Origin of the sequence: Sedimenticola selenatireducens, assembly GCF_007625115.1 — a bacterium.
Lineage (GTDB): Bacteria > Pseudomonadota > Gammaproteobacteria > Chromatiales > Chromatiaceae > Sedimenticola > Sedimenticola selenatireducens_A.
In genome coordinates this window covers 19809-42932 of the sequence record NZ_VMNH01000002.1, presented here as the reverse complement: position 1 = coordinate 42932, position 23124 = coordinate 19809, and the positions used below count along the sequence as shown (strand labels likewise).

Below are 23124 nucleotides of genomic sequence, written 5' to 3'. Positions count from 1 at the left end.
AGCCGTCATTATACATAGGAGTTTGAGCAATCGCATGGGCACATCAGCGATGAATCTGACGTCGAAGTTCAATCTTAGGTGGGAAGTCCAATAGCCGTAGACGGGGCGCCCTGTCCTGGCAATCGATGATCATTCATTGCCAGCACCAACTCTCTAGTCTCAGTGCGTAGCTGTCCTGCCAACGGGGTGGCTTTCGGTTTTGAAAAGAGAAATGATTCAAGCGCGCGCACGCTCTTCATACCCTGTTGCCATTCACCTTTCTGCGCTAAATCTGTGGCACTACGCGTATAGAACCTATGGGCAGCCATGAGTTGAAAATCGAGCAACTTCAACTGATGGGTCTTGCGTTCGACCGCAGAGATCGACCGCCCTAGCAATTGGTTATTGAACAGCCCGATTGCTTCATTCACTCCAACGATGTAACGATTTAACAGCGCAATGGAAGTAATCGCAGCCCCATTTACTGCATCCGATCCTTCAGACTCCGCTCTGGCGCGTTCTTGTGCCTGCTGAATTAACTGGTTCAGTTGTGGTTGTCGGGGAAATATCTGACGTATCGTGATATAGCGCGCAAGTAGTTCATTGCGGAGTATCTTTCCGATGCCCTGAGGCAAGCCTACTCCCTGCGTCTTATCCAGTACCGCCTCAATCTGCTGAGCCACCACCATGATCTGATTTGCAGCCTTCCGCTTTGTCGCAATGTACTGCTCATACTTCTGTGACAGGCTGGCCATTAACAGCAGTGTGAGAAGCAGGCCGCCTATTACCACAAACAATCGCAGGTGTTCAGGTATCAGGTCGAGCATGGTTGAGCATTCACCTGTGGTGATTAATCAAGCCAAGATACATGAGAGGGCCGAGTGAACCCACAATCATGCACGCGCGTTAAGAACCTCCTGCAGTTTTGCAGCAAGCTCCAGTGGCTGGAATTTAGGCACATAGGCGTCTGCACCTACACCTTTTCCCAATTCTTGGTTCGCATCAGCAGAGAGAGATGAGTGCATAATGACAGGAATGTCGGCCAGTCTGGGGTCAGACTTTATTTTCTTGGTCAGTACATAGCCATCCATCTCGGGCATCTCTACATCGGTCAGAACCAGTTGAATGAAATCACTGGCCTTCTTTCCGGTTGCCTCAGCACGATCAGCAATATCCTTTATCTTTTGCCATGCCTCCATGCCATTCGAGGCACTGAAGTGCTTTATCCCAATGTGGTCAAGTGTGCGCGTTATCTGGTCTCTGGCAACTGAAGAGTCATCAGCAAACAGAATGGTAATGTCATCCCGGTCTATCTGCTCAATACCTTCAAAGAGGTCTTCACTCTCACCAAAACCAGAGGTTTTAGCCAGCACCATCTCGACGTCCATAATCATGACAATCCGACCATCGGTCAGCTCCGTCACCGCAGTAACGAGCCCACCGTGCTGCTGCGCCATCATATTGGGCGGAACCTTCACATCTTCCCAGGCCAGTCGGACAATATTATCCACCGAATGCACAAGAAACCCTTGCACATGTTTGTTGTACTCAGTGACGATAAGGATACTTGGTTTCTCATCCGTCTGTACGCCGCAAAATTTGGGTAGATTGATAATGGGGATCATACTTCCCCTTAGACTCACCATACCCTCAACAGAGGCTGGCATATCCGGGGCACGGGTAATCGCAGGTATATGCATCACCTCACGGACTTTGAATACATTGACGCCAAAAGTTTCTTCTCGTCCGGTGACTGAATCGTGTCCGAGGCTAAACAGTAGTACCTCCAATCGGTTGGTGCCTGCCAACTGAGTACGACTGTCTACAGAATCAATGAAATTTGCCATTATTTACCGCCAATCAATGGGTTAGTGATATCGTAAAGTAACTATTCTCTGGCTGTTACTGAATGTTTTATCGCGCTCGATGGTTAAGATAGCGGCCATTCACAGGATAGCTTTAGGATATTCACAACAGTTGGAGGGAGTAATCATATCTTTCTGTTTTTGCTTGATTTTACCTCACCTTGACCTATCTCGGCAGGCCAACAAATTCGAGCATTCCCTGATCAAATCCCCCTATACGATAATCTTGTAATTACCGCCTAATAACTAACAGCGAGGTGCCTCCTTTATCGTTATTTGACGAATTACTGAAAAAGCGAACCATTTCATTAAATTTCCGTTATAAATTGCCGCTATCTAGCTATGATTAAACGGAAAAGCCCCACAGAACTTTCCAATCGTCGACAGGAAAGCTCGGAGGGCGCTTTAGGGTGTCACCAAGTTGTATGGCTATAGGCCAGTTAGGTTGAATATGGAACTATCGGCACAACAAAAAGCACTTCGCGACAAGTACGATCGAAGGGACGTTTTGGGATTAATTCGTCTTATTGATCAGATCAAAAATGCGCCTGACTATATGTCTACTTACAGACGCTTACTGGCTCAGGGAAAGCTTTCAGCCAACTCATCCAAGATCGAGGAATTGGCAACCGCTCTACTCAGCGAGCTAGAAGAGACACTGGATACAAACAATGAGCGCACAATCGAAGCCAGTTATTTCGAAATTTGTGAGCAGATCAAACGGAAATTCGGTGAGGAAGCCGCCAATACCTACATCAGCACCAAGATGCCGGATGACTTCATCACGGCGATCCGCCAAGATTCTGAAAGCAGCGATTCAAAGAAGTTATCAGACGATCTGGTTGAGGAGTATAAAAACGCCCTTATAAAGATTGAAAAAGGCAGGCGTTCAGTTATTGAGCTTTTGCAACCCTACAGTAATTTTCCATTAAAGCATGCTGACATACTGAACAGTGAATTTAATAACATCTATGGTCTGCTTCGCTCAAACTATAAGTATCTGGCTGTCAAACCCTATCTGATAAAAATCGTTCAACTCATGCTAGGTGACGATTGCGTAGACGGCATGCATGACAAAGATGATGCGGAACTGAAAAGATGCAATCTTTTTAGAGACTATATTACAAGTGGCATCGAACCATCCTTAACCACCCAGATCTCATTGCACTTTGCATTCAATAGATTGATGAAGTACATAAAGAAACATCAACTGTTGCCAGAAGAGGTCTATAGCAAAATCTGGAATCAGATTACCTTTGTTCTGCATTACAAAGGGTCATCCCCATTATCACCAAAAGCCCGAAAACTGTTTAATGACCTACTCATTCAGATCAACAATGATGAGCCGGCTATTTTAAGAAAGCTGGCCGCTACATTTGTTGATGAATATCTTTGTGCAGAAGAGCAGATGCGCATCCGCCACAGAATGATTGAGTCTGAGTTAGCACTTACCAATGAATTCATGAAGCAAGTTGGCCCAGCGGCGAGTAGTCAATCTGAAGAGAATGAAAGCAAGATAAAGATCGCATTGGAGAAAATGATCTGCCTAAAAGAGGTTTTCGAACTCTCTACCAAGCAGATGCAAACTGCGGCTACCAAACCTTTCACTGAACTGGAGCGTGCTGCACTGAGCATTTCTACCGCACTCAGTCCGACACAACTCGCAAGCTGGATAAAGATCTACTCCATACTTTTCTCCAATGCCAACCTACTCTCTCACAGTCGGGCAATCGCCACAAAAGAACAGGATATTCAACTGGAAAAAATGCGCGGCTTGATCTCCGACCTGACTACCTATCATTTAATCCAGAATGTTGCACAGTTAAAGGTTGTCGTTGATCGTTCCATGCTGGGACCAGAAGATGAGAAGGTTTCACACTTTAAACAATTTAGCGATATATTAAAAATCAAACTCCATGGCTTGATGGATCATGACAAACAGAAAGATAAATCGCTCAGAGAGATGATTGATGAGCTGGTCTTTCTAAATAACGATGCGGCCCAGTTTGTAATTGCCGAAACCTTTGCTGGCTTTCAGGATATTGTTGACGCCTTTAACTCCAGCGCCAGTGATTATTTTGTGCGTGATAAAGAGGCCCTTTTAAAAGAGTCGCGCTCACTCTATAACGAAATCTGCAATCAATGCCTTAAAGGTGTAATAAAGAGGCCTATTGTTCTGAAAAAGAACAGAGGGTCAGAACCGACAGAGAAAAAACAGTCTTGGCTTGGTCGACTATTCTCATGATAGCTGGCTACATTCTAAGATCAGCCCGCTAATCTACAACAGGAACAAAAACAGTGTTTATCTATGCGGGCGATGAACTGGCACGTTATGGATTTGGAGAGGGGCATCCCCTTGGCCCTGATCGCTTCTATGCCTTCTGGAACGCACTTCAGTCATCGGACCTGATCACCAAGGCAACGATCAAGACACCCATCCAGGGACATAAGGTAGACGCACTGCTATTTCATACAGCTGACTATGTACAGCGCGTTCAGGATCTCTCTGAGATCGGAGAAGGTATGCTGGACAGCGACACACCCGTTATACCAGGCATTTTTACAATCGCCCTGACGGTTGTTGGCACAGTGTTGGATGCCATTGATCAGATAATGCATGGCAATACCCGACAAGCTTTTGTGCCTATCGCTGGCTTACACCATGCCAGCCGTTCAGCATCAGCCGGCTTTTGTGTCTTCAATGATTGTGGAATTGCCATTGAGGCACTGCGCCAGCGCTATGCCACTCAACGTATCCTGTACATTGACATCGATGCCCATCATGCGAACGGTGTTTTCTATGCGTTTGAAGAAGACCCAGATCTGTTTTTTATTGACGTCCATGAAGACGGTGGCTCCCTTTACCCTGGAACAGGAAGTACTACAGAATCTGGGAAAGGGAGTGCCAGGGGCACGAAGTTAAACATACCCCTTCCGCCAGGCGCTACCGATGAGCTGTTTTTTAGTAACTGGTCACGTATCACTGAATTTATGGAAAAGCATCGCCCTGAGTTTATTATTTTTCAATGTGGTGCGGACAGTTTAGCCGGTGATCCAATAACCCATATGCAGTTCAGTACTGAAGTACATTTTCAGACGGCTAAAATGCTTCAGCACTATGCAAAGAAACACTGCCATGGACGTATATTGGCACTGGGTGGTGGCGGATATAATCATGACAACATTGCTAATGCCTGGGCCCAGGTTATTCGTGGTTTACTCTGCGAATAAACAGAAACTCGCTCAGCCCTACATTTATGGTTATACTCCGAGCTGTTTATTTGAAAGTAAAGATTCAGCAGTCGAAGAATAATTACGCTGACAATCACTCAAAATAACATACATGAATAACAACCTATCATTGACACCCTTCAGGATTCTTGTTGCCTCTAGTGAGGCCCAATCATTAATGGGCTCAGATGCTCTCGCTGAATTTGTCACCACACTCTCATATACACTGGGCGCAATGGGGCATGATATCCGGCTAGTTCTGCCGGCTTATCCCCATTTAATCGCACAAGCCAAGCGGTTTACTCAACAATCCCGTGTTTGCGTGGCTGGATCGACACATACTGCACGGATACTACAGGGAAAACTGAATCCAAATATCACTGTCTATTTGATCGATATACCTGGTCAATTTGATACGCCCGTCAATCATGGTAGTTATAATGAAACATCAAGCTGGAGAAATGAACATTTAGCCTTTGGCTGGTTCAGCCGTGTCGTAACATTAATGGCGGTTAATCAGGCAGGCCTTAACTGGCAACCGGACCTGCTTCACTGTAATGGCTGGCAAAGTGCATTAGCAATCGCCTTGCTTGCTGGAGAGTGGAGCCGTCCTACCACAGTTTATACCCTACATGAAAACCAACATCCGTTTTTGACCAGTGAACAGATAACCCCTTTATCCATTCCTGTAGAATTATTAAAAACCGGTACGTTAGCAATTGATGGACACTTTTCATTTGAGCGGGGCGCCTTGTTGACTGCAGACCATATAACCACACCTAGCCCAGGTTACTGCATCGAACTGGTCAATGAACAAACAAGCTATCCCTTGGCAGGTCTCCTAAAAACAAGGCTGGAACGTTTCAGTGCCGCCCCGGCAGGAATCGACTATCACCGCTGGAGCCCCACCACCGACCCCCATATTGAGCAGCACTTCGACAGTTCATCTTTTGAACTGAAGCGGATGAATCGCCAGCGACTGTTATCGGAGTTTGGTATTGAGCTGAACGATCACGATCTCTTGATTAGCTATATAGGTTCCAGCATCACTCCCCTGGAATCAGATCTACTAATCAAACTGCTGCCAAGGCTGGAACAATTTACACCACTCAAACTGCTGGCGGCCGTACCGGGTCCAGACGAGTACATTGAAAAACTGAAAAAACGTTCCGAAACACTTGCATCATCATTTGTGTTGCAGGTCGATAAAGATGATGAACCGCTAAAGCATCGCATCATCGCCGGCAGTGATTGCCTGTTGCTACCCGATCAGTCATACACGTCGCCCTTCCTGGCCCAATGCGCCCTGAGCTATGGAACAGTACCCATCGTCCACGGCACCGGTAGTATGCAGGAAGTTTTAACAGATGCGACACCCTCCAATCTGCTGCACGGGGTGGCCACTGGATTTCTTTACAGTGAAAACACACTTGAGCAACTGCTACAGGCCCTGGGAAGGGTTCATGCGTTTCATGCGAAACCGGCTATTTGGTGGAAAAAACTCGCACTGCACGGCATGAATCAGAGTTTTCATCCTTCAGAAACAGCCCATGGATATCTCAAGATTTACCAAAGCGCTATTGATAATCCGGCAGCAAGTCCCGCGACAGAATAGTCTGCTGAGTCATTATACTGGGTATGATGAGTCGATATGAGAGAGACTGTTATTCAGCGTTGTCCTGCTTTCGGATACTGCGAAAACGCCGTATCCAGGGAGTCTCAAGCTTATTATTCTCAAGCAGTCGTTTTTTGGCTTGGATCGCCTGCTCCATCGTCTCAAAGCTTCCCATTAATACGCCATACCAGCGATATCCAAAACGCCCAAAGGCAAAGGATGTCACCTGCTGCCCATCACTTTTTAGTGTACGCGCAACACGTTCAGCACTCTCTTGCTTATCACTGCTAAATACTTGCAGGGTAAAATTCTCGTCCGGCTGCTTTTCAATCCAGTTCATATCGTCAAAATTTTCTACCGCCTCCCCGGACTGAGCGGGATGCGTTGCGATAGGATTACTAACAATAGAGGTTGCACTGCCAGTAATCGCTGCAGTGTTTTCCGTCACCAACCTATTCTGCAAACGATAGCTCGTTTGCTTCGACAACACGCTACCTTCAACACCATGATTCTTTGCAAGCACATCGGGATCATTTTCAATAATAACACCCATTGCGACTGTGCTGACCGCGGCCTGTTGCAATTCACTTGTGCTGCTGTATGAAAAAACCTCAGCCTGAGGCTTATCGATATCTGTTACCCCAAGGCGGGCCAAGGTCTCAAGCGCCTGGGGAGAACCGTTCTTTGCTGCCCGCCGATACCATTCTGTAGCTTTGTCAATATCTTGGGTGGCACCACGCCCAAGATAATGTACCGCACCCATCTTCAGCTGTGCGCTCACAAACTCCTGCTCAGCTGAGCGACGCCACCAATAGAGGGCAAGCTCTGAATCCTGCTCAATCAACTGACCACTCTGATAATTATTTCCCAGATGATACTGGGCCGGTGGGAAATCCCCTTCGGCGGAAAGCATTAAAAAGGTCAAGGCCGTCTCTTCACTCTGTTCAACACCCAAGCCCTTGGAAAAAAGTATGCTCAGATAAAACTGTGCGCGCGCATTCCCTTTATCGGCCTCTGGAACCCAATACTCATAGGCATCCCGCCATTGCTTTTTCTCGAAAGCCGCATAACCAGACTGGATGGGATCCGCTGTCGCAAACGCCAAAGCACTGCAGAACATCAGTCCGACAAGCATAAGTTGATGTAACTGAGTACGCGTCATCATACAGGTGGAAAAATAACAGGCGCTGGCTTCACACCCAGACCTGTACTTTCAGATACAATAGCAATGGCCTCTTTTCTACCCCGTTCAAAGGCCTGATCCTGCTGCATCGATTCGGGCAATGCTTCACTATATTCTTCTTTACGCATGTAGAGTGTCTGAGTAGGAAAGGCGAATTCCACTCCGAGTCGCTTGGCAAGACGCAATATATCCAGCAAAAAACGGTGTCGTTCACGTAACTCGGTATTCCATTCTGGCGTTTCCCAAAAAACGTAGAGCAATACATTGAGAGACGATGCTGCAAACTCATTGAGATAGACTTGATAATAATCTTTACGCATATAGGGGTGTTGTCTAATGAGCTCCCGAATGCCTTCACAAAAGGCCTCAATCCGATCAGGGGATGTGTCATAGGTTAGAGATAGTTTGCAAGACAACCTTCTGAATCGACGTTCACCCATATTATCAACATCAGCGGTTATAAACTTTGAATTGGGTACAGTCACTACAGAGTTATAGAAGGTTCGAATGCGCGTACTACGAAAGCCGATGCGCTCTACGGAGCCTTCAACAGAACCCACAATAACCCAGTCACCGACAGAGAAGGTACGATCCATCAAAACGGTTATTGAACCAAAGAGATTTTGCACCATATCCTTCGCCGCCAAGGCAAAGGCCAAACCACCCAATCCAAGACCCGCCAACAAGCTGGAAATGTCGACATTGATATTATCGGCGATAAAGACAAAACCGATTACGGTGATGAATATTTTGAGTGTTTTTGGAATCAGCGGTACCAGCGCGTCATCAAATTTATTATCTGTCGACAGCGCCCTGCGCATCATGTAGATGGCAACGATATCGACTAATCGATAGGCCGCCCAGACGCCAGAGAGACTGGCTAAAAATTTTACTGCGACCAGCAGTATCAATAACGACTCTTCACCCAGTCCAAGTAAATTAATCCCAATCCACCAGATGACGGCCATCACCATCAACCCAAATGGACGCAGTACCTGGTCCGAAAGTGCCCTGAATTCAGTGCTGCTGGTACGATTCTTCCAGCCACGCACCAAGCCGCGCAAGAAGAGAGAGATCAGCTTATCGGCCACTACGCCAATAAGGATGATGAGCAATATCCCAAACCACTGCCAATTCTCCAGCAAAAAGTCACGCGCCTTGAATCGTTCTGGAATCTGTTCTCTTAATCGCAAATGCAAAGGTAGATAGTTTGTTTCACGCTCGTCCCCTTTGACCTTCTTGGTTGTCGCCAACTCATCCAGTATCAGTGGCAGTTTATCAACGCCTTCACGGTCAAACAGCCAGCGCCCATCCTCCATCTGCACAATCTGGATAGCGCCGCTCTTATAATTAGAGAACAGATAAGGCTTTCCTGTGGTGCGTGTTGGCAGACGTTTGGTATCAACTATCCGGGTGCGATCCATTACCTCTAGCAGCATCCAGGCAAGATCACGCCCACGCTCTTTACGTACCAGTTGATTAACACCAGACAGATCGAGCGTAGTCATCGCATCGACAATGCGTTCCGGATCACCGCGTTTGATATCATTCATAGCATGGAGAAAGGTCTCCATAGTCGCACGCGGAGAATTGAGTGTCGCCGGTGGTGCCAGTCGCTGCCTGGCTTCTTCGGCGGTTTCCTTACTCTCCTGAGAAATAGCCGTCGGGCAAAAGCTGAACATCAAAAGCAGGATCAACAATAACGAGCGCCACATGGTCTTCGGTCCCTTTGTTCACACACAACAAGCGTAAATAGTACCTTTATGCTGAGGCACTGTCTAAATTGAACCGATCAAATGAGATCACAGCCAGGGTCGTCAGCGAAGCACAGCGAGGTAACGGTATATATGAAATTTTAGCGTCAGCGATTTTAAGGCAGGAAAAGATCATGGGCGGCCATCCTGGCCAGCTCACGTCAATAGCGTAGAGTATTGCTCAATCCAGGGTAGTTTGAATATTATCGATCAGTCTTGCCTTACCAAGATAGGCCGCTGCCAGGATTACCAGAGATTTATCATCGCTGGAGGGTTCAGCCAGATTATCCGCCCTGCGAATAGCATAGTAGTCGGGCCTGAATCCCTCTGATTCCAGATTAGCCATAGCTTGTTGCTCGAGCGCGGCAAAATCAGATTGACCTCTCTTCAGTGCGGCAAGTGTGCGCTGCAACTGACGATAAAGAGCCGGGGCAATGGTTCGTTGGGAATCGGTCAAATAACCGTTACGGGAGCTTCGTGCTAATCCGTCCACTTCCCGTACCGTTGGCAACCCCTGTATCTCTACAGGCATTGCCAGATCCTCAACCATCTGCCGGATTACCAGTAACTGCTGGTAATCTTTTTCACCAAACAAAGCAATATCCGGCTGTGCCATATTGAAGAGTTTGCACACCACGGTCGCAACGCCAATAAAATGACCCGCACGAGAAGCACCACAGAAGAGCCCCGATAAACCAGGCACTTCAACCTTGGTCTGCAATTCTTGAGGCCGATGGTACATTTCATCCACTGTGGGAGTGAACAGCAGGTCCACTTTTACCCCACTTAGCTTGTCAGAGTCATTGATCAGGGTACGGGGATATGAGGCAAAATCCTCACCCTCTCCAAACTGTAGCGGATTAACAAATATTGTAACGACGACCCGATCAGCCAATGTACGGGCCTTACGCACCAGATCAAGATGCCCTTCATGCAGGTTTCCCATGGTAGGAACTAACGCCACTTTCTGACCGGCGGCACGCCAGCCTGCTACAGAACGACGCAGATCTGTAACAGTTTCAACGGTAATCATTTAAAACTGTGCTCCTCTCCAGGGAAAGATCCGTCTTTAACTGCCTTTACATAATGACTGATCGCCTCAACAACTGACGATGCACCTTGCAGAAAATTCTTCACGAAACGGGGACTCTGACGCGGGGTAATACCGAGCATGTCATAGATGACCAACACCTGCCCGTCACAACCAGGACCTGCGCCAATACCGATGACCGGAATCTCCAGCGCTTCACTGATCTCCCGGGCAAGTTCAGTTGGCACACATTCCAACACCAGCATCTGTGCGCCAGCCGCCTCAAGCGCCAAGGCATCTTCTTTCATAATCCGTGCGGACTCATCATCCCGACCCTGAACGCGATAGCCGCCCAACTTGTGCACCGATTGGGGCAACAGGCCCAGATGAGCACAAACAGGGATTCCGTTCGCCGTCAATTGACGTACTGTCTCAAGCTGAGTAGCACCGCCCTCGAGCTTAACCATGTGGGCACCGCCATCTTTCATAAGTCGACCGGCAGTCCCCAATGCCTGCTCTGCAGAGCTATAGCTCATAAAGGGCATATCGGCGATCAAAAGGGCATTTCGACGCCCTCTCGCGACACATTTCGTGTGGTAGACAATCTCTTCCACATCCACTGGCAGTGTGCTCTCCTGTCCCTGAATCACCATACCGAGCGAATCGCCCACAAGAATGACTTCTGCGCCGGCATCTTCAATGAGGCTGGTAAAACTTGCATCGTAACTGGTCAAAACAGCAATCTTTTCATGCTGTTGCTTCATTTTTATCAATGTCGCGGTTGTTACATGGGACATAGCTTTTTACCCCGTTTTCTCTTTTTCCACTGTTAGTCGGAATCGGATACCCGTTTTGTGCAGCGCAATATTACAACAAGAGTGGTGCCGGATTGAAATAATGTTTTCCACTGCGAACCGTACAAATCTGTTCCAGCAGTAACTGATAGTCCTTTTCCCGGTCTACCGGGTTGATCTCCGCCGCATTTATTATCAACAAGGGTGACTTGTCATAATGGTAGAAGAAATCCGTGTAGGCGTCGCTCAAGCGCTTTAAATACAAGGCATCCATACGCCTCTCCTGGGGGCGACCACGTTTACGAATTCGCTCCATAAGCACATCAATCGGGGCCTGGAGGTAAACCACCAAATCAGGTGATGGCGCCTCCATAGCAACTCCACCATAAACCTGCTCGTACAGCTTTAATTCGTCCTTATCCAGGTTGATTTCAGCAAACAGGCGATCTTTTTCCAGCATATAGTCCGCCACCAAGGCTGAGCGAAACATATCCCGCTGCCGCAGTCCCTGGAGCTGACGACTGCGCTGAAATAGAAAAAACAGCTGAGTGGGAAAGGCCGCCTGACGGCCATCGTTATAGAAACGATCAAGAAATGGGTTCTCTTCTACCGCCTCCAGTAAAGTTTCCGCTGAAAAACTCTTCGCCAAGCGGTTAACCAGACTGGTCTTGCCTACACCAATAGGTCCTTCAACAACGATATAACCGGGCGGTGTAGTCTGTCTGTCACTCATATCTTGACAGACCCTTCGATGGGCAGTTACCAACCAGTAAATCCAACGCCCCTAAACCAGGCACAACCAGTGATGGGGCGATCTCTTGCAAGGGGTAAAGAACAAAATCGCGCTCGGCCAGTCCAGGATGGGGCAGCGTCAATCTCTCATCAGACAATGCCATCTCCGCATAGATAAGCAAATCCAAATCCAACGTGCGGGCACCCCAACGCCGCTCACGTTTACGACCATGACGCTGCTCGATCGCCTGCAGTTCTGCAAGCAGCTGGTGGGGGGTGAGTGTGGTTTCAATCGCCGCAACGGCGTTGATATAGTCGGGCTGATCGGCGGGACCCATCGGAGGGCTTCGATAGAGAGACGAACAAGCCAGCACATGACTCTCTGGCAGCTGTTTCAGTTCACTGCAAGCCAGTTGAACTTGCGAGACGGGATCAGCCAGATTGCTGCCCAGTCCAATATATGCGGTCACCGGGACCCTTTTTACAACACGATCCATAGGTCTCAGACTTATTCCGAACCAGGCGGGTTAGCATTGCGTCTTCTACGACGCCGACGCTTACGGGGCTTGTCACCCACGTTATTGGCCTGTCGAATCAATTTATTCCGATCCTCGCCTTCTGTCTCCTGGAACAGGGTCCACCAACTAGCCAACTCCTGATCAACCTCGCCGGACTCTGCCCTTAGCAGCATAAAATCATAAGCCGCTCTGAATCGAGGATGTGTCAATAAGCGGTGGGGACGTTTCCCCGCCCGCTGTTCAAAACGATGCTGCAGATTCCAGATCTCGCGCATGGGGATGCTAAACCGTTTGGGTATTGATACCCGACTCAATTGGGTCATCAGAATATCCGTACCCGCTACTTGCATCGCCTGAAGCGGCGATTCTCCCGCATCTCTCAAACGTTTTGCCAGCAACCTAACTGGCTCCCACAACAAGACTGCAAACAGAAAGGCGGGGGTCACCGGCTTACCCTCGCTAATGCGGGTATCGGTGTTTTCAAGTCCCCGATTCACGAAGGTGATGGGAAACTTATGGTCTTCATAACTCAGGCTCCTCTCAGTCTCGGGGAACAGTTCGCTGAACAGGCCGTAGTGACGCAACTTCTCAAAGGTCTGCAAGGCTACACCCGCCATGAACAGCTTCAGCACCTCTTCAAACAGACGAGCCGCTGGCACGCTTTGGAGCAAATCGCCCAATTCAAACAGTGGTTTTTCACAGGCGGGATTAATGACAAAACCGAGTTTAGCCGCAAATCTCACTGCCCGTAACATCCGAACCGGATCTTCGCGATAGCGCGTTTCCGGATCACCCAGCAAACGCAGCATCCCAGCCTTCAGATCATCAATACCACCGGCATAGTCCACAACAGAGAAATCTTCAATATTGTAGTAGAGAGCATTGATGGTGAAATCACGACGCAGGGCATCCTCTTCGATGGTGCCGTAGATATTATCTCGGACCAACATACCGTTCTCAGTCTCGCGATCCCCCTGAGACTCGTCCTGCATGCTGCGAAACGTGGCGACCTCAATAATATCGCGGCCAAAATGGACATGAGCCAGCCGGAAGCGCCGTCCAATCAGTCGGCAGTTACGAAAGACCTCTTTCACCTGTTCGGGCGTGGCATCAGTGGCCACATCAAAATCCTTGGGTTCCCGACCCAGCAAAAGATCACGCACGCCCCCACCTACCAAGTAGGATTGATAGCCGGCGTTTTTAAGTCGATACAGTACCTTAGTGGCATGTTCACTGATATTGGCCCTGGAGATATTATGGTCAGAGCGAGATATAATTTGCGGCGTAGCTATTTTATTTATTCCTTATCTACATCAAAAAAATGCTGCGCCCAGAGTGTACAGAATAGCGGGGGTAAAAAAAATGGTAATAACAACTTGAGCCGAAACAAACCCTGAGTATAATACACCGGCCTGAGCATACTGCTCCCTTCGTCTAGTGGCCTAGGACTCCGCCCTCTCACGGCGGCAACAGGGGTTCGAGTCCCCTAGGGAGTACCAGATATAAACCAGTTAATTCAATGAGTTAGCTGGTTTTTTTCAGCACAACTTAATCGTTTATCTCCTCACTTATAAATCAAGCCGGAAAACAATCAGAATTTATTGAAAAAAACGGCTCCCGAAGGAGCCATTTGTAATATCAGTAAATAAGGTGGCTGTTGATCAAGAATCCCAACCCCACAGGGATGGCTTTTACTTTACCCCCATACTCATACCTGATTTCATCTCCACCATAATGACATGTGTGGGTGTCTCTCCCACATTCTCGCCAACATGTGTTTGTGCATCCGAATAGAGTACATCTCCCGCCTTGAACTCGCGCATGATGACCTTGCCCCCAGGCAGCATTAGCTTCCGCTTAAAGGGTACGAGCGCATAAAGCACGAATGCTGGGTGGCTGTGCTCATGCGTCTTTTCTCCGGGCATATCCTTGTAATCAAGCACTCGAACTTTGTCATTTTCAAAGAGAACGCTATATTTGTCGCCATCTGAAACAACTGGATCTTGCGCAAATAAAGGCATCGCCATGAATGATAGTGTGAATATGGCTAGTATATTTTTCATTTCAATTCCTTATGACTACCAATAGACCAGCGTGGGAATTTGCTGCTCACCCGAATCGAATTGTTCGACTAGTAGCCAATAGAACCGACCAGGGAGGCCGTGACCACGCACACGCCCGTGTGCATAGTGGATGACTATAGTGAACGAAAGATCATTTACAATGGTTTTGCATAAATAATATGCATACTTTTTACATATAACACACTGAATGTATGGTATTTTTCTTACCGGAACATCAACAACGACCCACCCACGCCCCACATAGTTAACCCTATAAGCAGGTCCAACACCTTCCACGCACGCACAGTTGAAAAAAGTTTACGTAAGGGCTTACCCAGCAATGCCAACAAAGAGAACCATAAGACCGATGCGGTGACAGCACCAACGGCAAATTCAAGCCGTTCTGCTCCGGCATAGAGTCCACTGATCGAACCCAGTAATACCACGGTATCCAGATAGACATGGGGATTGAGTAGTGTCAGGCCCAGTGTAATCAGAATGGCCCGCCGTGCTGTCATCAAGGCACCGGGCCCGGCTTCCAGCATCGCGCTTCGCCTGAAGAGTGAATAGAAGGACTGGAGGCCATAGATGAACAGGAACAGCGCCCCACCCCAGGTAGCCAACACAATCCACTGTGGATTTGATGCCACCAGTGACCCCATCCCCAAGGTACCCAGCATGATCAGCAAGCCATCGCAGAACATACAGACCAAGGCGATCAGACCGGCATGCTGCCCCTTGATACTCTGGGTCAGCACGAAGGCATTCTGTGCACCGATCGCGATTATCAGACCAGCCCCAATACCCAGCCCCTGTAGATAGGCCAACCCACTCATTAAAAATCGCTCCCAAAATTGATGTTCAATAAGTGGATAATAGAACCCGTGCTATAATTAGCCTATCTAATGTTTTTAATATTACTTAAGTAATTCTAATATGCTTGATTATCGCCAAATGGAAGCTCTGGCCGTGGTGCTTGAGCAGGGTAACTTCGAGAAGGCAGCCGACACGCTCTGCGTCACCCAGTCCGCCGTTTCACAGCGCATAAAACAACTGGAAGAGCGACTTGGCTGCCTGTTGCTGGTACGCGCCAACCCCCTCTATGCGACCGAAGAGGGTAAGCGGCTACTGGGCCACTTTAAACAGGTGCAATTTCTTGAACAAGAGATGATGAACCAGATGCCAGGCAGTGAGGAAAGGCCTTTTCTGAAGCTGCCACTGGCGATCAATGCAGACTCGCTGGCCACCTGGTTTTTCAGTGCCATGGCACCCGCTGCCATCAAGGCCCGTCTACTGCTGGATATCAAGATTGATGATCAGGATCAGACGCTGAGCCTGTTAAAACAGGGCGTGGTGATGAGTTGTATCAGCACTCAATCCCAGGCTCTGCAAGGCGGTCTCTCGACCTATATCGGCACCATGCCCTATATCGCCGTCGCCTCACCTGCCTTTATCAAGACCCATTTCAGCGCAGGCGTTACGCGACAGACGCTGAAAACAACACCCGCAGTGACCTTCAATCACACCGACAATCTGCAACATCAATACCTGAAACGCTTCTACCGCATTCAGCCAGGTGAGTACCCCTTTCACACGATCCCGTCAGCGGAATCCTTTGTAGATATCGCACAACAGGGCATGGCCTATATCCTGGTCCCTGAACTTCAGGTCGCCGCGCAACTGAAGTCTGGCACTTTAAAGGAGATCGCCCCGGGCAATCAACTGGATGTGCATCTCTACTGGCATCAATGGCGACTTCAAAGCCCGCTGAGTCGGGAGATTTCAGCGGCCCTGATCAAGCACGCCAGAAAGTTGCTACCGCAACTATTGAAACATTAAGCGCCCCGCCGCCAGGCGTGAAAGCGCCCTACCCAAGCAAACACTTTCTCTGGCGCATGGGCGCGTTTCCAGTTACCTGCAGCAAACTTGTTCGCCTCGGTCCAGGTCGGGTAGATATGGATAGTGCCGAGTATCTTGTTAAGACCCAGACCGTGTCGCATCGCGGTTACAAACTCGGCAATCAGATCCCCCGAGTGTTCACCCACGATCGTTGCACCTAAGATCTTATCTTTACCTGGTACGGTTAGCACTTTGACAAAACCGTGCGCCTCGCCATCCGCAATGGCGCGATCCAGATCATCCAGACCATAGGTGGTCACCTCGTAGGCCACACCCTTCTCTTTCGCTTCCAGCTCATTGAGGCCGACACGGGCTACCTCTGGATCAGTAAAAGTGGCAAAGGGGATCACTGAGTAGTCCACCTTGAATTTACGGAATGAACCGAATAGCGCATTAACCGCCGCATACCACGCCTGATGAGCGGCGGTATGGGTAAACTGATAGGGCCCCGTCACATCACCACACACATAGATATTGGGGAAGTTGGTCTGCAGAAACTCATTGGCCTCAACGGTGCGCTGCTGGTTCAGTTTGACACCCAGCTCCTCAAGCCCGAAGCCGGTGGTATTCGCCGCCCGGCCTACGGCCACCAGCACCTGATCGAAAGGAATGGTAACGGCTTCACCCTGATGTTCTGCCGTCAAAATATTTTCACCATCCACCACGGCGAATGATTTTGCCATATGCCCGGACAGGACAATAATCCCTTCGGCCTGGAACCGTGCGGTCACCAATTCAACCACATCCTCATCTTCCCGAATCATCAGACGTGGGGCCATCTCTACAATGGTCACTTCCGATCCAAAACGAGCGAAACTCTGGGCCAGTTCACAACCGATGGGGCCACCACCCAGAACCAGGAGACGCTTCGGAAGGTCACGCAGTGTCCAGAGATCATCCGAGGTGAGATAAGCAATCTGGTCCAGACCGGGAATAGGCGGCACGAAAGGACGGGCACCCGTAGCCACAATGATGTTGTGTGTCGTCAGGGTCTGGCCATTCACCTCGATCTCATAAGGTGATTTGATCATCGCCTCCCCTTCAATGACATCCACACCCAGTCCGGTATAGCGTTCAACCGAGTCATGGGGTTCGACCTTTTTCACCACCCGCTGGACACGTTCCATCACTTCCGAAAAATCAAACTCGGCAGAGGCGGATTTGAAACCAAACTCTTTCGCCCGGCGGGTCTGCGCCAGATAACGTGCCGAACGAATCAAAGCCTTGGAGGGTACACAGCCTGTATTGAGGCAATCGCCACCCATCTTGTGCTTCTCGATCAGTGTTACCTTGGCCTTCACGGCTGCAGCAATATAGGCGGAGACCAGCCCACCTGAGCCGGCACCAATCACGATGAGATTACGATCAAACGTTGCCGGCTTTGTATAGCCTTCCAGCACTTTTCTTGACTTGATGCCATCCAGTATCTTGCGGGCAATCAGGGGAAAGAGACCCAGCAACACAAAGGAAAAAATCAACCCGGGCGAGAGTATGCCCGACAGCGACTCTATCTTGCCCAGTTGTGTACCGGCGTTGACGTAGACGATAGTCCCCAACAGCATGCCCACCTGACTGACCCAGGCGAAGGTGGCCGTTTTGAGTGTGGTCAGCCCCATGGCTAGGTTAATGACAAAGAAGGGGAAGATTGGCACCAACCGCAGTCCGAACAGATAGAAGGCCCCGTCCTTTTCAATACCTTCATTGATCGCCTTCAGCTTGTCACCAAATTTATCTTGCACCATATCCCGCAATAAAAAACGCGAGATTATAAAGGCCAGCGTGGCACCCAATGTCGAAGCAAACGAAACCAGAAGCGTACCCCAGACCAGTCCAAAAATGGCTCCGATAGCCAACGTCATCACCGCCGCACCCGGCAGTGAAAGCGCGGTAACGACCACATAGATCAGGAACAGCACGGCAGCCGTTTGCAGTGGATTGGCGGCCTTGTAGCGCTCCAACTCGGCCTGTTGTGACTTGAGATAGTCCAGGCTGAAGAACTGGCCCAGATCGAAAATGAAGAAACTGGCAATCAATATGGCCAGTACTATCAGCATGATAAAGCGGTTGCGGTTCATGGGGTTCCCCTAGTTATTAATGTTTCTTATGACAAATGACCGCACGAAATCCCTTTTTATTTCCAGCGGAAGAGCACTGCCCCCCGCTTCTCTTTTGCTTAGTGTAGCCTTCCCTGAAGTTAAATCCCCGATAAATAGCAATTCAAATGGCCATAAAAATTCCATTCATACACTAACGCTTGCGTTATAATGCCCGATTTCGCCCCTCAAGATTAACGACAAGAACCTCAAGTGATCCATGGATAAGACTTACGACCCCCACAGCCTGGAAAAACGCTGGTATCAAACCTGGGAAAAGCGCGGTTACTTCGCCCCCACCAGCGACACCGAAAATGGCACACCCTACTGCATCATGATCCCGCCGCCGAATGTTACCGGTAGCCTGCATATGGGCCATGCCTTCCAGGATACCATCATGGATGCACTGACCCGTTACCATCGCATGAAGGGTGATAACACCCTGTGGCAGGCGGGTTCTGATCACGCCGGTATCGCCACCCAGATGGTGGTAGAGCGACTGATCAATGCAGAAGGCAAGACCCGGCACGACTACGGTCGGGAAAAATTCCTGGAGAAGGTGTGGGAGTGGAAAGGCCAGTCTGGTGGCACCATTACCAGCCAGTTGCGTCGCATGGGTGCCTCGCTGGATTGGGAGACCGAGCGCTTCACCATGGATGATGGCCTGTCCGATGCGGTAAAAGAGGTCTTTGTCCGGCTGTTTGAAGAGGGCCTTATCTACCGCGGCAAACGTTTGGTTAACTGGGATCCGAAACTGCACACTGCAGTATCCGATCTGGAAGTGCTCTCGGAAGAGGAGAACGGCTTTCTCTGGCACATGCGCTATCCGCTAACCAACGGTCAGGGCAATCTGATTGTGGCCACCACCCGCCCCGAGACCATGCTGGGTGACTGTGCTGTTGCAGTGCATCCCGGTGATGAGCGGTACAAACATCTGCTGGGTGAGTTTGTTGAACTGCCACTAACCGGCCGTCGCATCCCGATCATTGCGGATGACTATGTTGATCCCGAGTTCGGCACCGGCTGTGTAAAGATCACCCCGGCCCATGACTTCAACGATTACCAGGTCTGGATGCGCCATCGGGATGAGAAGGCGATATCTGAACAGCCCAATGGCGGTTTGATCAATATCTTCACTGTCGACGCCGCCATACGTGACCATGAAGAAGATGAAGAAGCGGTAATACCCGCTGAGTTCATCGGCATGGACCGGTTTGATGCGCGTAAAAAAGTGATTGCTGATCTTGAGTTACAAGGACTGCTGGAAAAGATCGACGACCACAAACTGATGGTACCTCGCGGTGACCGTTCCGGCTCTGTGATCGAACCCTTCCTCACGGATCAGTGGTACGTAAAAGTTGAACCACTGGCCAAGCCGGCTATAGAAGCCGTCGAAAACGGCAGCATCAAGTTTGTCCCGGACAACTGGAAGAACACCTATTTTGAATGGATGCGCAATATCGAAGACTGGTGCATCAGTCGCCAGATCTGGTGGGGACATCGCATCCCGGCCTGGTATGACGATGAAGGCAATGTCTATGTCGGTCGCTCCGAAGCCGAGGTACGCCAGAAACACAATCTGGCTGATGACTACGCACTGAGTCAGGATGAAGATGTTCTCGACACCTGGTTCAGCTCCGCACTCTGGCCCTTCTCTACCCTGGGTTGGCCAGAGAACACTGACCGCGTGAAGACCTTCTACCCGACCAGTGTATTGGTCACCGGTTTTGACATCATCTTCTTCTGGGTCGCCCGCATGATCATGATGGGTCTCAAATTCATGGATGATGTCCCTTTCAAAGAGGTCTATGTCCATGGTCTGGTGCGTGATAGCCACGGTGACAAGATGTCGAAATCCAAGGGCAACGTACTCGATCCGATCGATCTGATCGATGGCATTGAGCTGGAAGCACTGGTAGCAAAACGAACCAGTGGCATGATGCAGCCACAACTGGCCAAGAAGATTGAGAAGGCAACACGCAAAGAGTTCCCAGACGGTATCCCAAGCTTTGGCACCGACGCCTTGCGTTTCACCTTCGCCTCACAGGCTACCACGGGTCGTGATATCAAATTCGACATGGGTCGTATCGAGGGTTACCGCAACTTCTGTAACAAGCTGTGGAATGCCGCACGCTATGTGCTGATGAATACTGAAGATCAGGATTGTGGTCAGAGCGGCGGCGAGTTGGAGTTCAGTCAGGCGGATCGCTGGATTCTGGCAAGACTCCAGGCCACCATCAGCACCGTGACCGATGCCTCTGAAAGTTATCGCTTTGATCATGCTGCCAAGGCGATCTATGAATTCACCTGGAACGAGTATTGCGACTGGTATCTGGAGCTGTCCAAACCAGTCCTGACAGGTGAAAGTGCCAGCGAAGCCGCGAAACGCGGTACCCGTCATACGCTGGTCAGCGTTCTGGAACAGCTGCTGCGCGTGGCACACCCCATCATGCCTTACATTACCGAAGAGATCTGGCAGCGGGTCGCGCCACTGGCAGGCATCAGCGGTGAAACCATCATGACCCAGCCATTCCCGGTCAGAGACATAACACTGGCCGACCAAGCTGCTGTGGACGAAATGGAATGGGTGATGCAGTTCATTTTGGGTATCCGCAAGATCAAAGGTGAGATGAATATTGCACCCAGCAAACCGCTGCCCGTCCTGCTGCAAAATGCCAGCACGGAAGATGAGGCTCGCCTGGTTCGCAATCGCCATTATCTGGATTTCCTGGCACGGCTTGAGTCAGCCACCCTACTGGGAACCGACGACGATGCACCCGAGTCAGCCATTGCGCTGGTCGGAAAAATGAAGATCCTGATCCCGATGGCCGGTCTAATCGACAAGGAGGCCGAGATCAGCCGTCTGGAAAAAGAGATCGGCAAGGTGCAGCAGAACATCGCACGCATTGAGGGCAAACTCAACAATCCAAAATTTGTTGATAAAGCGCCAGAAGCTGTCGTACAGAAAGAGAAAGATAAAGTTGCCGCTGATCTTGCCGTACTGGAGAATCTGCAACAACAGCTCAGCAAGATACAGGCGCTGTAAGTGACCCACCAGATCAACAGGCTGCTGCGCATAAAATAGATTGCACATCAGCCTGTGATCGCTAGACTTGTAGTTACATTGAACCCTGAAGAACCAGTCTATGATCTCTATTGACGCACAACACGAAGAATTGAGAAACAGACTGTACGAGATCCGCCTGGAACACCGGGATCTGGATGATGCGATTGCGGCACTCGCAGAGATGCCCCATAAAAACGACCTGCTGCTCAAGCGACTCAAAAAACGCAAGCTGATGCTGAAGGATGAGATCACCCGTCTTGAAGATGAGATGATCCCTGATCTCGACGCCTGACCGATACTATAGGTAACCCCATGAAAATCACCCGACTGAGCGAATGCGAAACAACACCGGTTAATATGGAAGGGATTCAGGGCGTTATCAAACAGGTCCCTGTTGGCAAGACCGATGGAGCGCCCAACTTCTCCATTCGTGTGTTTACAGTTGAACCGGGTGGCCACACACCGCACCATTCCCATGAGAGTGAGCATCTCAACTACATTCTTGAAGGTAAGGGCGTAGCCATGGAGGGTGATACTCCCCGCGAGATTCAGCAAGGTGATTATCTGCTGGTGAAGCCTCATGAGGTGCATCAGTATCGGAATACCGGGAATCAGCCGTTGGTGTTTATGTGTATGGTGCCGTCTGAGTATGAGTGATAGATCGACCTTTTTATTCCGGCTTTTGTTCTAGGCAAAATTTCGTATCGCTACGCGATGTTTTTTATTGGGGGTCCCGGCCCCCTTCGCCGGGTTACTTTTAGGGGTAAAAGTAACCAAAACCCTCGCTCCACCACACCACCCCTTCGGGGTTCCCTGCGTTTCTCGCCGGGCACGGGGCGCGTATAAACTCGCCGCCTAGGCGGCTCAAACAGATACGCGCCTTGATCCGTACCCGGCTGCGATACTCGGTGGTGCGGAAGTCGCACAGCGGGAGGGGTACCCTGCGCCGCGCTCTTTTCTAAAAAAGAACCAGATGTGAATTTACCCTCGACCTTTTCCCCTCCGGCCTGTCGAGCATCGCAGGGGTGAGCGGAAACAAGCGCTAATTTGTCTGAGCCGCTTTAGCGGCGAGTTTATTAGCGCGCCGCCCACACCGAGAAGCACAGAGGACCCGAAGGGCAGGACGATGGGGAGAGACTTTTGGGTACTTTTGGTCACAAAAGTACCTCGCAAAGGCCGCAGGCCGTGTGAAATAAAAAGATCATGGTGTTACTGATCTGTTTCAGATCAAAAAATTGTCACATTGTGACACTACAGCCCAATCCATTAATTCACAATCCGATCTAAAACCATCACATCGT

At 49.7% G+C, this 23124-nt stretch carries 19 protein-coding genes and 1 tRNA gene; 8 read left to right on the top strand and 12 right to left on the bottom strand.

Annotation, left to right across the window (positions count from 1 at the left end):
* Window positions 1–74: 74 nt before the first annotated feature.
* Both FHP88_RS00580 and FHP88_RS00575 read right to left on the bottom strand, forming a co-directional pair.
* A complete protein-coding gene (locus FHP88_RS00580; protein WP_144357049.1) occupies window positions 75–806 on the bottom strand; it encodes a hypothetical protein in 732 nt (243 codons plus the stop codon).
* 66 nt (window positions 807–872) lie between these two features.
* A complete protein-coding gene (locus tag FHP88_RS00575; protein WP_144357048.1) occupies window positions 873–1826 on the bottom strand; it encodes a chemotaxis protein in 954 nt (317 codons plus the stop codon).
* A gap of 469 nt (window positions 1827–2295) precedes the next feature.
* Here FHP88_RS00575 and FHP88_RS00570 point away from each other — a divergent pair, with 469 nt between their 5' ends.
* The 3 genes from FHP88_RS00570 to FHP88_RS00560 all read left to right on the top strand — a co-directional run bounded on the left by FHP88_RS00570 (window position 2296) and on the right by FHP88_RS00560 (window position 6690).
* Window positions 2296–4089, top strand: a complete 1794-nt coding sequence (locus tag FHP88_RS00570) for a hypothetical protein (protein WP_144357047.1) — start codon at window positions 2296–2298, stop codon at window positions 4087–4089.
* A 53-nt stretch (window positions 4090–4142) separates the two neighbouring features.
* Complete coding sequence (locus tag FHP88_RS00565) at window positions 4143–5075, top strand: acetoin utilization protein AcuC (protein ID WP_144357046.1); 933 nt, start codon at window positions 4143–4145, stop codon at window positions 5073–5075.
* A 112-nt stretch (window positions 5076–5187) separates the two neighbouring features.
* A complete protein-coding gene (locus FHP88_RS00560; protein WP_144357045.1) occupies window positions 5188–6690 on the top strand; it encodes a glycogen synthase in 1503 nt (500 codons plus the stop codon).
* Window positions 6691–6739: 49 nt separating this feature from the next.
* Here the strand turns inward: FHP88_RS00560 and FHP88_RS00555 are convergent, their stop codons facing one another.
* The 7 genes from FHP88_RS00555 to pcnB all read right to left on the bottom strand — a co-directional run bounded on the left by FHP88_RS00555 (window position 6740) and on the right by pcnB (window position 14002).
* Window positions 6740–7855: an SPOR domain-containing protein gene (locus tag FHP88_RS00555; protein WP_144357044.1), complete on the bottom strand. Its 1116-nt coding sequence runs from the start codon at window positions 7853–7855 to the stop codon at window positions 6740–6742.
* A complete protein-coding gene (locus tag FHP88_RS00550) occupies window positions 7852–9588 on the bottom strand; it encodes a mechanosensitive ion channel family protein (RefSeq protein WP_144357043.1) in 1737 nt (578 codons plus the stop codon). Before FHP88_RS00550 ends, FHP88_RS00555 begins: the two co-directional genes overlap by 4 nt.
* A 220-nt stretch (window positions 9589–9808) precedes the next feature.
* Window positions 9809–10660 (bottom strand): pantoate--beta-alanine ligase, encoded by an 852-nt coding sequence (panC, locus tag FHP88_RS00545; protein WP_144357042.1) that lies wholly within the window; start codon window positions 10658–10660, stop codon window positions 9809–9811.
* Window positions 10657–11454 carry a 3-methyl-2-oxobutanoate hydroxymethyltransferase gene (panB, locus tag FHP88_RS00540; RefSeq protein WP_144357041.1) on the bottom strand — a complete coding sequence of 266 codons (798 nt, stop codon included), beginning with the start codon at window positions 11452–11454 and terminating at the stop codon, window positions 10657–10659. The genes panC and panB overlap by 4 nt, the downstream gene beginning before the upstream one ends.
* Before the next feature lie 70 nt (window positions 11455–11524).
* Window positions 11525–12184 carry a deoxynucleoside kinase gene (locus tag FHP88_RS00535; protein WP_144357040.1) on the bottom strand — a complete coding sequence of 220 codons (660 nt, stop codon included), beginning with the start codon at window positions 12182–12184 and terminating at the stop codon, window positions 11525–11527.
* A complete protein-coding gene (gene folK, locus FHP88_RS00530; protein ID WP_260843118.1) occupies window positions 12177–12653 on the bottom strand; it encodes a 2-amino-4-hydroxy-6-hydroxymethyldihydropteridine diphosphokinase in 477 nt (158 codons plus the stop codon). Before folK ends, FHP88_RS00535 begins: the two co-directional genes overlap by 8 nt.
* A 38-nt stretch (window positions 12654–12691) precedes the next feature.
* Window positions 12692–14002 carry a polynucleotide adenylyltransferase PcnB gene (pcnB, locus tag FHP88_RS00525; protein ID WP_144357038.1) on the bottom strand — a complete coding sequence of 437 codons (1311 nt, stop codon included), beginning with the start codon at window positions 14000–14002 and terminating at the stop codon, window positions 12692–12694.
* Window positions 14003–14124: 122 nt separating this feature from the next.
* Between pcnB and FHP88_RS00520 the strand changes: the two genes are divergently transcribed.
* Window positions 14125–14200, top strand: a tRNA-Glu gene (locus FHP88_RS00520).
* Between the two features lie 192 nt (window positions 14201–14392).
* On the opposite strand, the gene FHP88_RS00515 is transcribed toward FHP88_RS00520, so the two are convergent.
* Window positions 14393–14764 carry a cytoplasmic protein gene (locus FHP88_RS00515; protein WP_260843117.1) on the bottom strand — a complete coding sequence of 124 codons (372 nt, stop codon included), beginning with the start codon at window positions 14762–14764 and terminating at the stop codon, window positions 14393–14395.
* 224 nt (window positions 14765–14988) lie between these two features.
* Window positions 14989–15600 carry a LysE/ArgO family amino acid transporter gene (locus tag FHP88_RS00510; RefSeq protein ID WP_144357037.1) on the bottom strand — a complete coding sequence of 204 codons (612 nt, stop codon included), beginning with the start codon at window positions 15598–15600 and terminating at the stop codon, window positions 14989–14991.
* Window positions 15601–15700: 100 nt separating this feature from the next.
* Here FHP88_RS00510 and FHP88_RS00505 point away from each other — a divergent pair, with 100 nt between their 5' ends.
* Entirely contained in the window at window positions 15701–16603 is a 903-nt protein-coding gene (locus tag FHP88_RS00505) for a LysR family transcriptional regulator ArgP (protein ID WP_144357036.1), read from the top strand.
* Here FHP88_RS00505 and FHP88_RS00500 read toward each other — a convergent pair.
* Window positions 16600–18738, bottom strand: a complete 2139-nt coding sequence (locus FHP88_RS00500) for an FAD-dependent oxidoreductase (protein WP_144357035.1) — start codon at window positions 18736–18738, stop codon at window positions 16600–16602. The genes FHP88_RS00505 and FHP88_RS00500 overlap by 4 nt on opposite strands.
* A gap of 238 nt (window positions 18739–18976) precedes the next feature.
* On the opposite strand from FHP88_RS00500, the gene FHP88_RS00495 reads away from it, so the two are divergent.
* The 3 genes from FHP88_RS00495 to FHP88_RS00485 all read left to right on the top strand — a co-directional run bounded on the left by FHP88_RS00495 (window position 18977) and on the right by FHP88_RS00485 (window position 22480).
* The gene (locus FHP88_RS00495) at window positions 18977–21802 is read left to right on the top strand and encodes a valine--tRNA ligase (protein ID WP_144357034.1); all 2826 of its coding nucleotides are present in this window, start codon (window positions 18977–18979) and stop codon (window positions 21800–21802) included.
* Between the two features lie 100 nt (window positions 21803–21902).
* The gene (locus FHP88_RS00490) at window positions 21903–22115 is read left to right on the top strand and encodes a YdcH family protein (RefSeq protein WP_144357033.1); all 213 of its coding nucleotides are present in this window, start codon (window positions 21903–21905) and stop codon (window positions 22113–22115) included.
* Between the two features lie 20 nt (window positions 22116–22135).
* Window positions 22136–22480, top strand: coding sequence for a cupin domain-containing protein (locus tag FHP88_RS00485; RefSeq protein ID WP_144357032.1), 345 nt, complete (start codon window positions 22136–22138; stop codon window positions 22478–22480).
* Window positions 22481–23124 lie beyond the last annotated feature (644 nt).

Excerpts from the sequence above, each read along its gene's own strand:
- FHP88_RS00580 (WP_144357049.1), bottom strand. The coding sequence starts at position 806 with ATGCTCGACCTGATACCTGAACACCTGCGATTGTTTGTGGTAATAGGC.
- FHP88_RS00575 (WP_144357048.1), bottom strand. The coding sequence starts at position 1,826 with ATGGCAAATTTCATTGATTCTGTAGACAGTCGTACTCAGTTGGCAGGC.
- FHP88_RS00570 (WP_144357047.1), top strand. The coding sequence starts at position 2,296 with ATGGAACTATCGGCACAACAAAAAGCACTTCGCGACAAGTACGATCGA.
- FHP88_RS00560 (WP_144357045.1), top strand. The coding sequence starts at position 5,188 with ATGAATAACAACCTATCATTGACACCCTTCAGGATTCTTGTTGCCTCT.
- FHP88_RS00555 (WP_144357044.1), bottom strand. The coding sequence starts at position 7,855 with ATGATGACGCGTACTCAGTTACATCAACTTATGCTTGTCGGACTGATG.
- FHP88_RS00550 (WP_144357043.1), bottom strand. The coding sequence starts at position 9,588 with ATGTGGCGCTCGTTATTGTTGATCCTGCTTTTGATGTTCAGCTTTTGC.
- panC (WP_144357042.1), bottom strand. The coding sequence starts at position 10,660 with ATGATTACCGTTGAAACTGTTACAGATCTGCGTCGTTCTGTAGCAGGC.
- panB (WP_144357041.1), bottom strand. The coding sequence starts at position 11,454 with ATGTCCCATGTAACAACCGCGACATTGATAAAAATGAAGCAACAGCAT.
- FHP88_RS00535 (WP_144357040.1), bottom strand. The coding sequence starts at position 12,184 with ATGAGTGACAGACAGACTACACCGCCCGGTTATATCGTTGTTGAAGGA.
- FHP88_RS00515 (WP_260843117.1), bottom strand. The coding sequence starts at position 14,764 with ATGAAAAATATACTAGCCATATTCACACTATCATTCATGGCGATGCCT.
- FHP88_RS00510 (WP_144357037.1), bottom strand. The coding sequence starts at position 15,600 with ATGAGTGGGTTGGCCTATCTACAGGGGCTGGGTATTGGGGCTGGTCTG.
- FHP88_RS00505 (WP_144357036.1), top strand. The coding sequence starts at position 15,701 with ATGCTTGATTATCGCCAAATGGAAGCTCTGGCCGTGGTGCTTGAGCAG.
- FHP88_RS00500 (WP_144357035.1), bottom strand. The coding sequence starts at position 18,738 with ATGAACCGCAACCGCTTTATCATGCTGATAGTACTGGCCATATTGATT.
- FHP88_RS00495 (WP_144357034.1), top strand. The coding sequence starts at position 18,977 with ATGGATAAGACTTACGACCCCCACAGCCTGGAAAAACGCTGGTATCAA.
- FHP88_RS00490 (WP_144357033.1), top strand. The coding sequence starts at position 21,903 with ATGATCTCTATTGACGCACAACACGAAGAATTGAGAAACAGACTGTAC.
- FHP88_RS00485 (WP_144357032.1), top strand. The coding sequence starts at position 22,136 with ATGAAAATCACCCGACTGAGCGAATGCGAAACAACACCGGTTAATATG.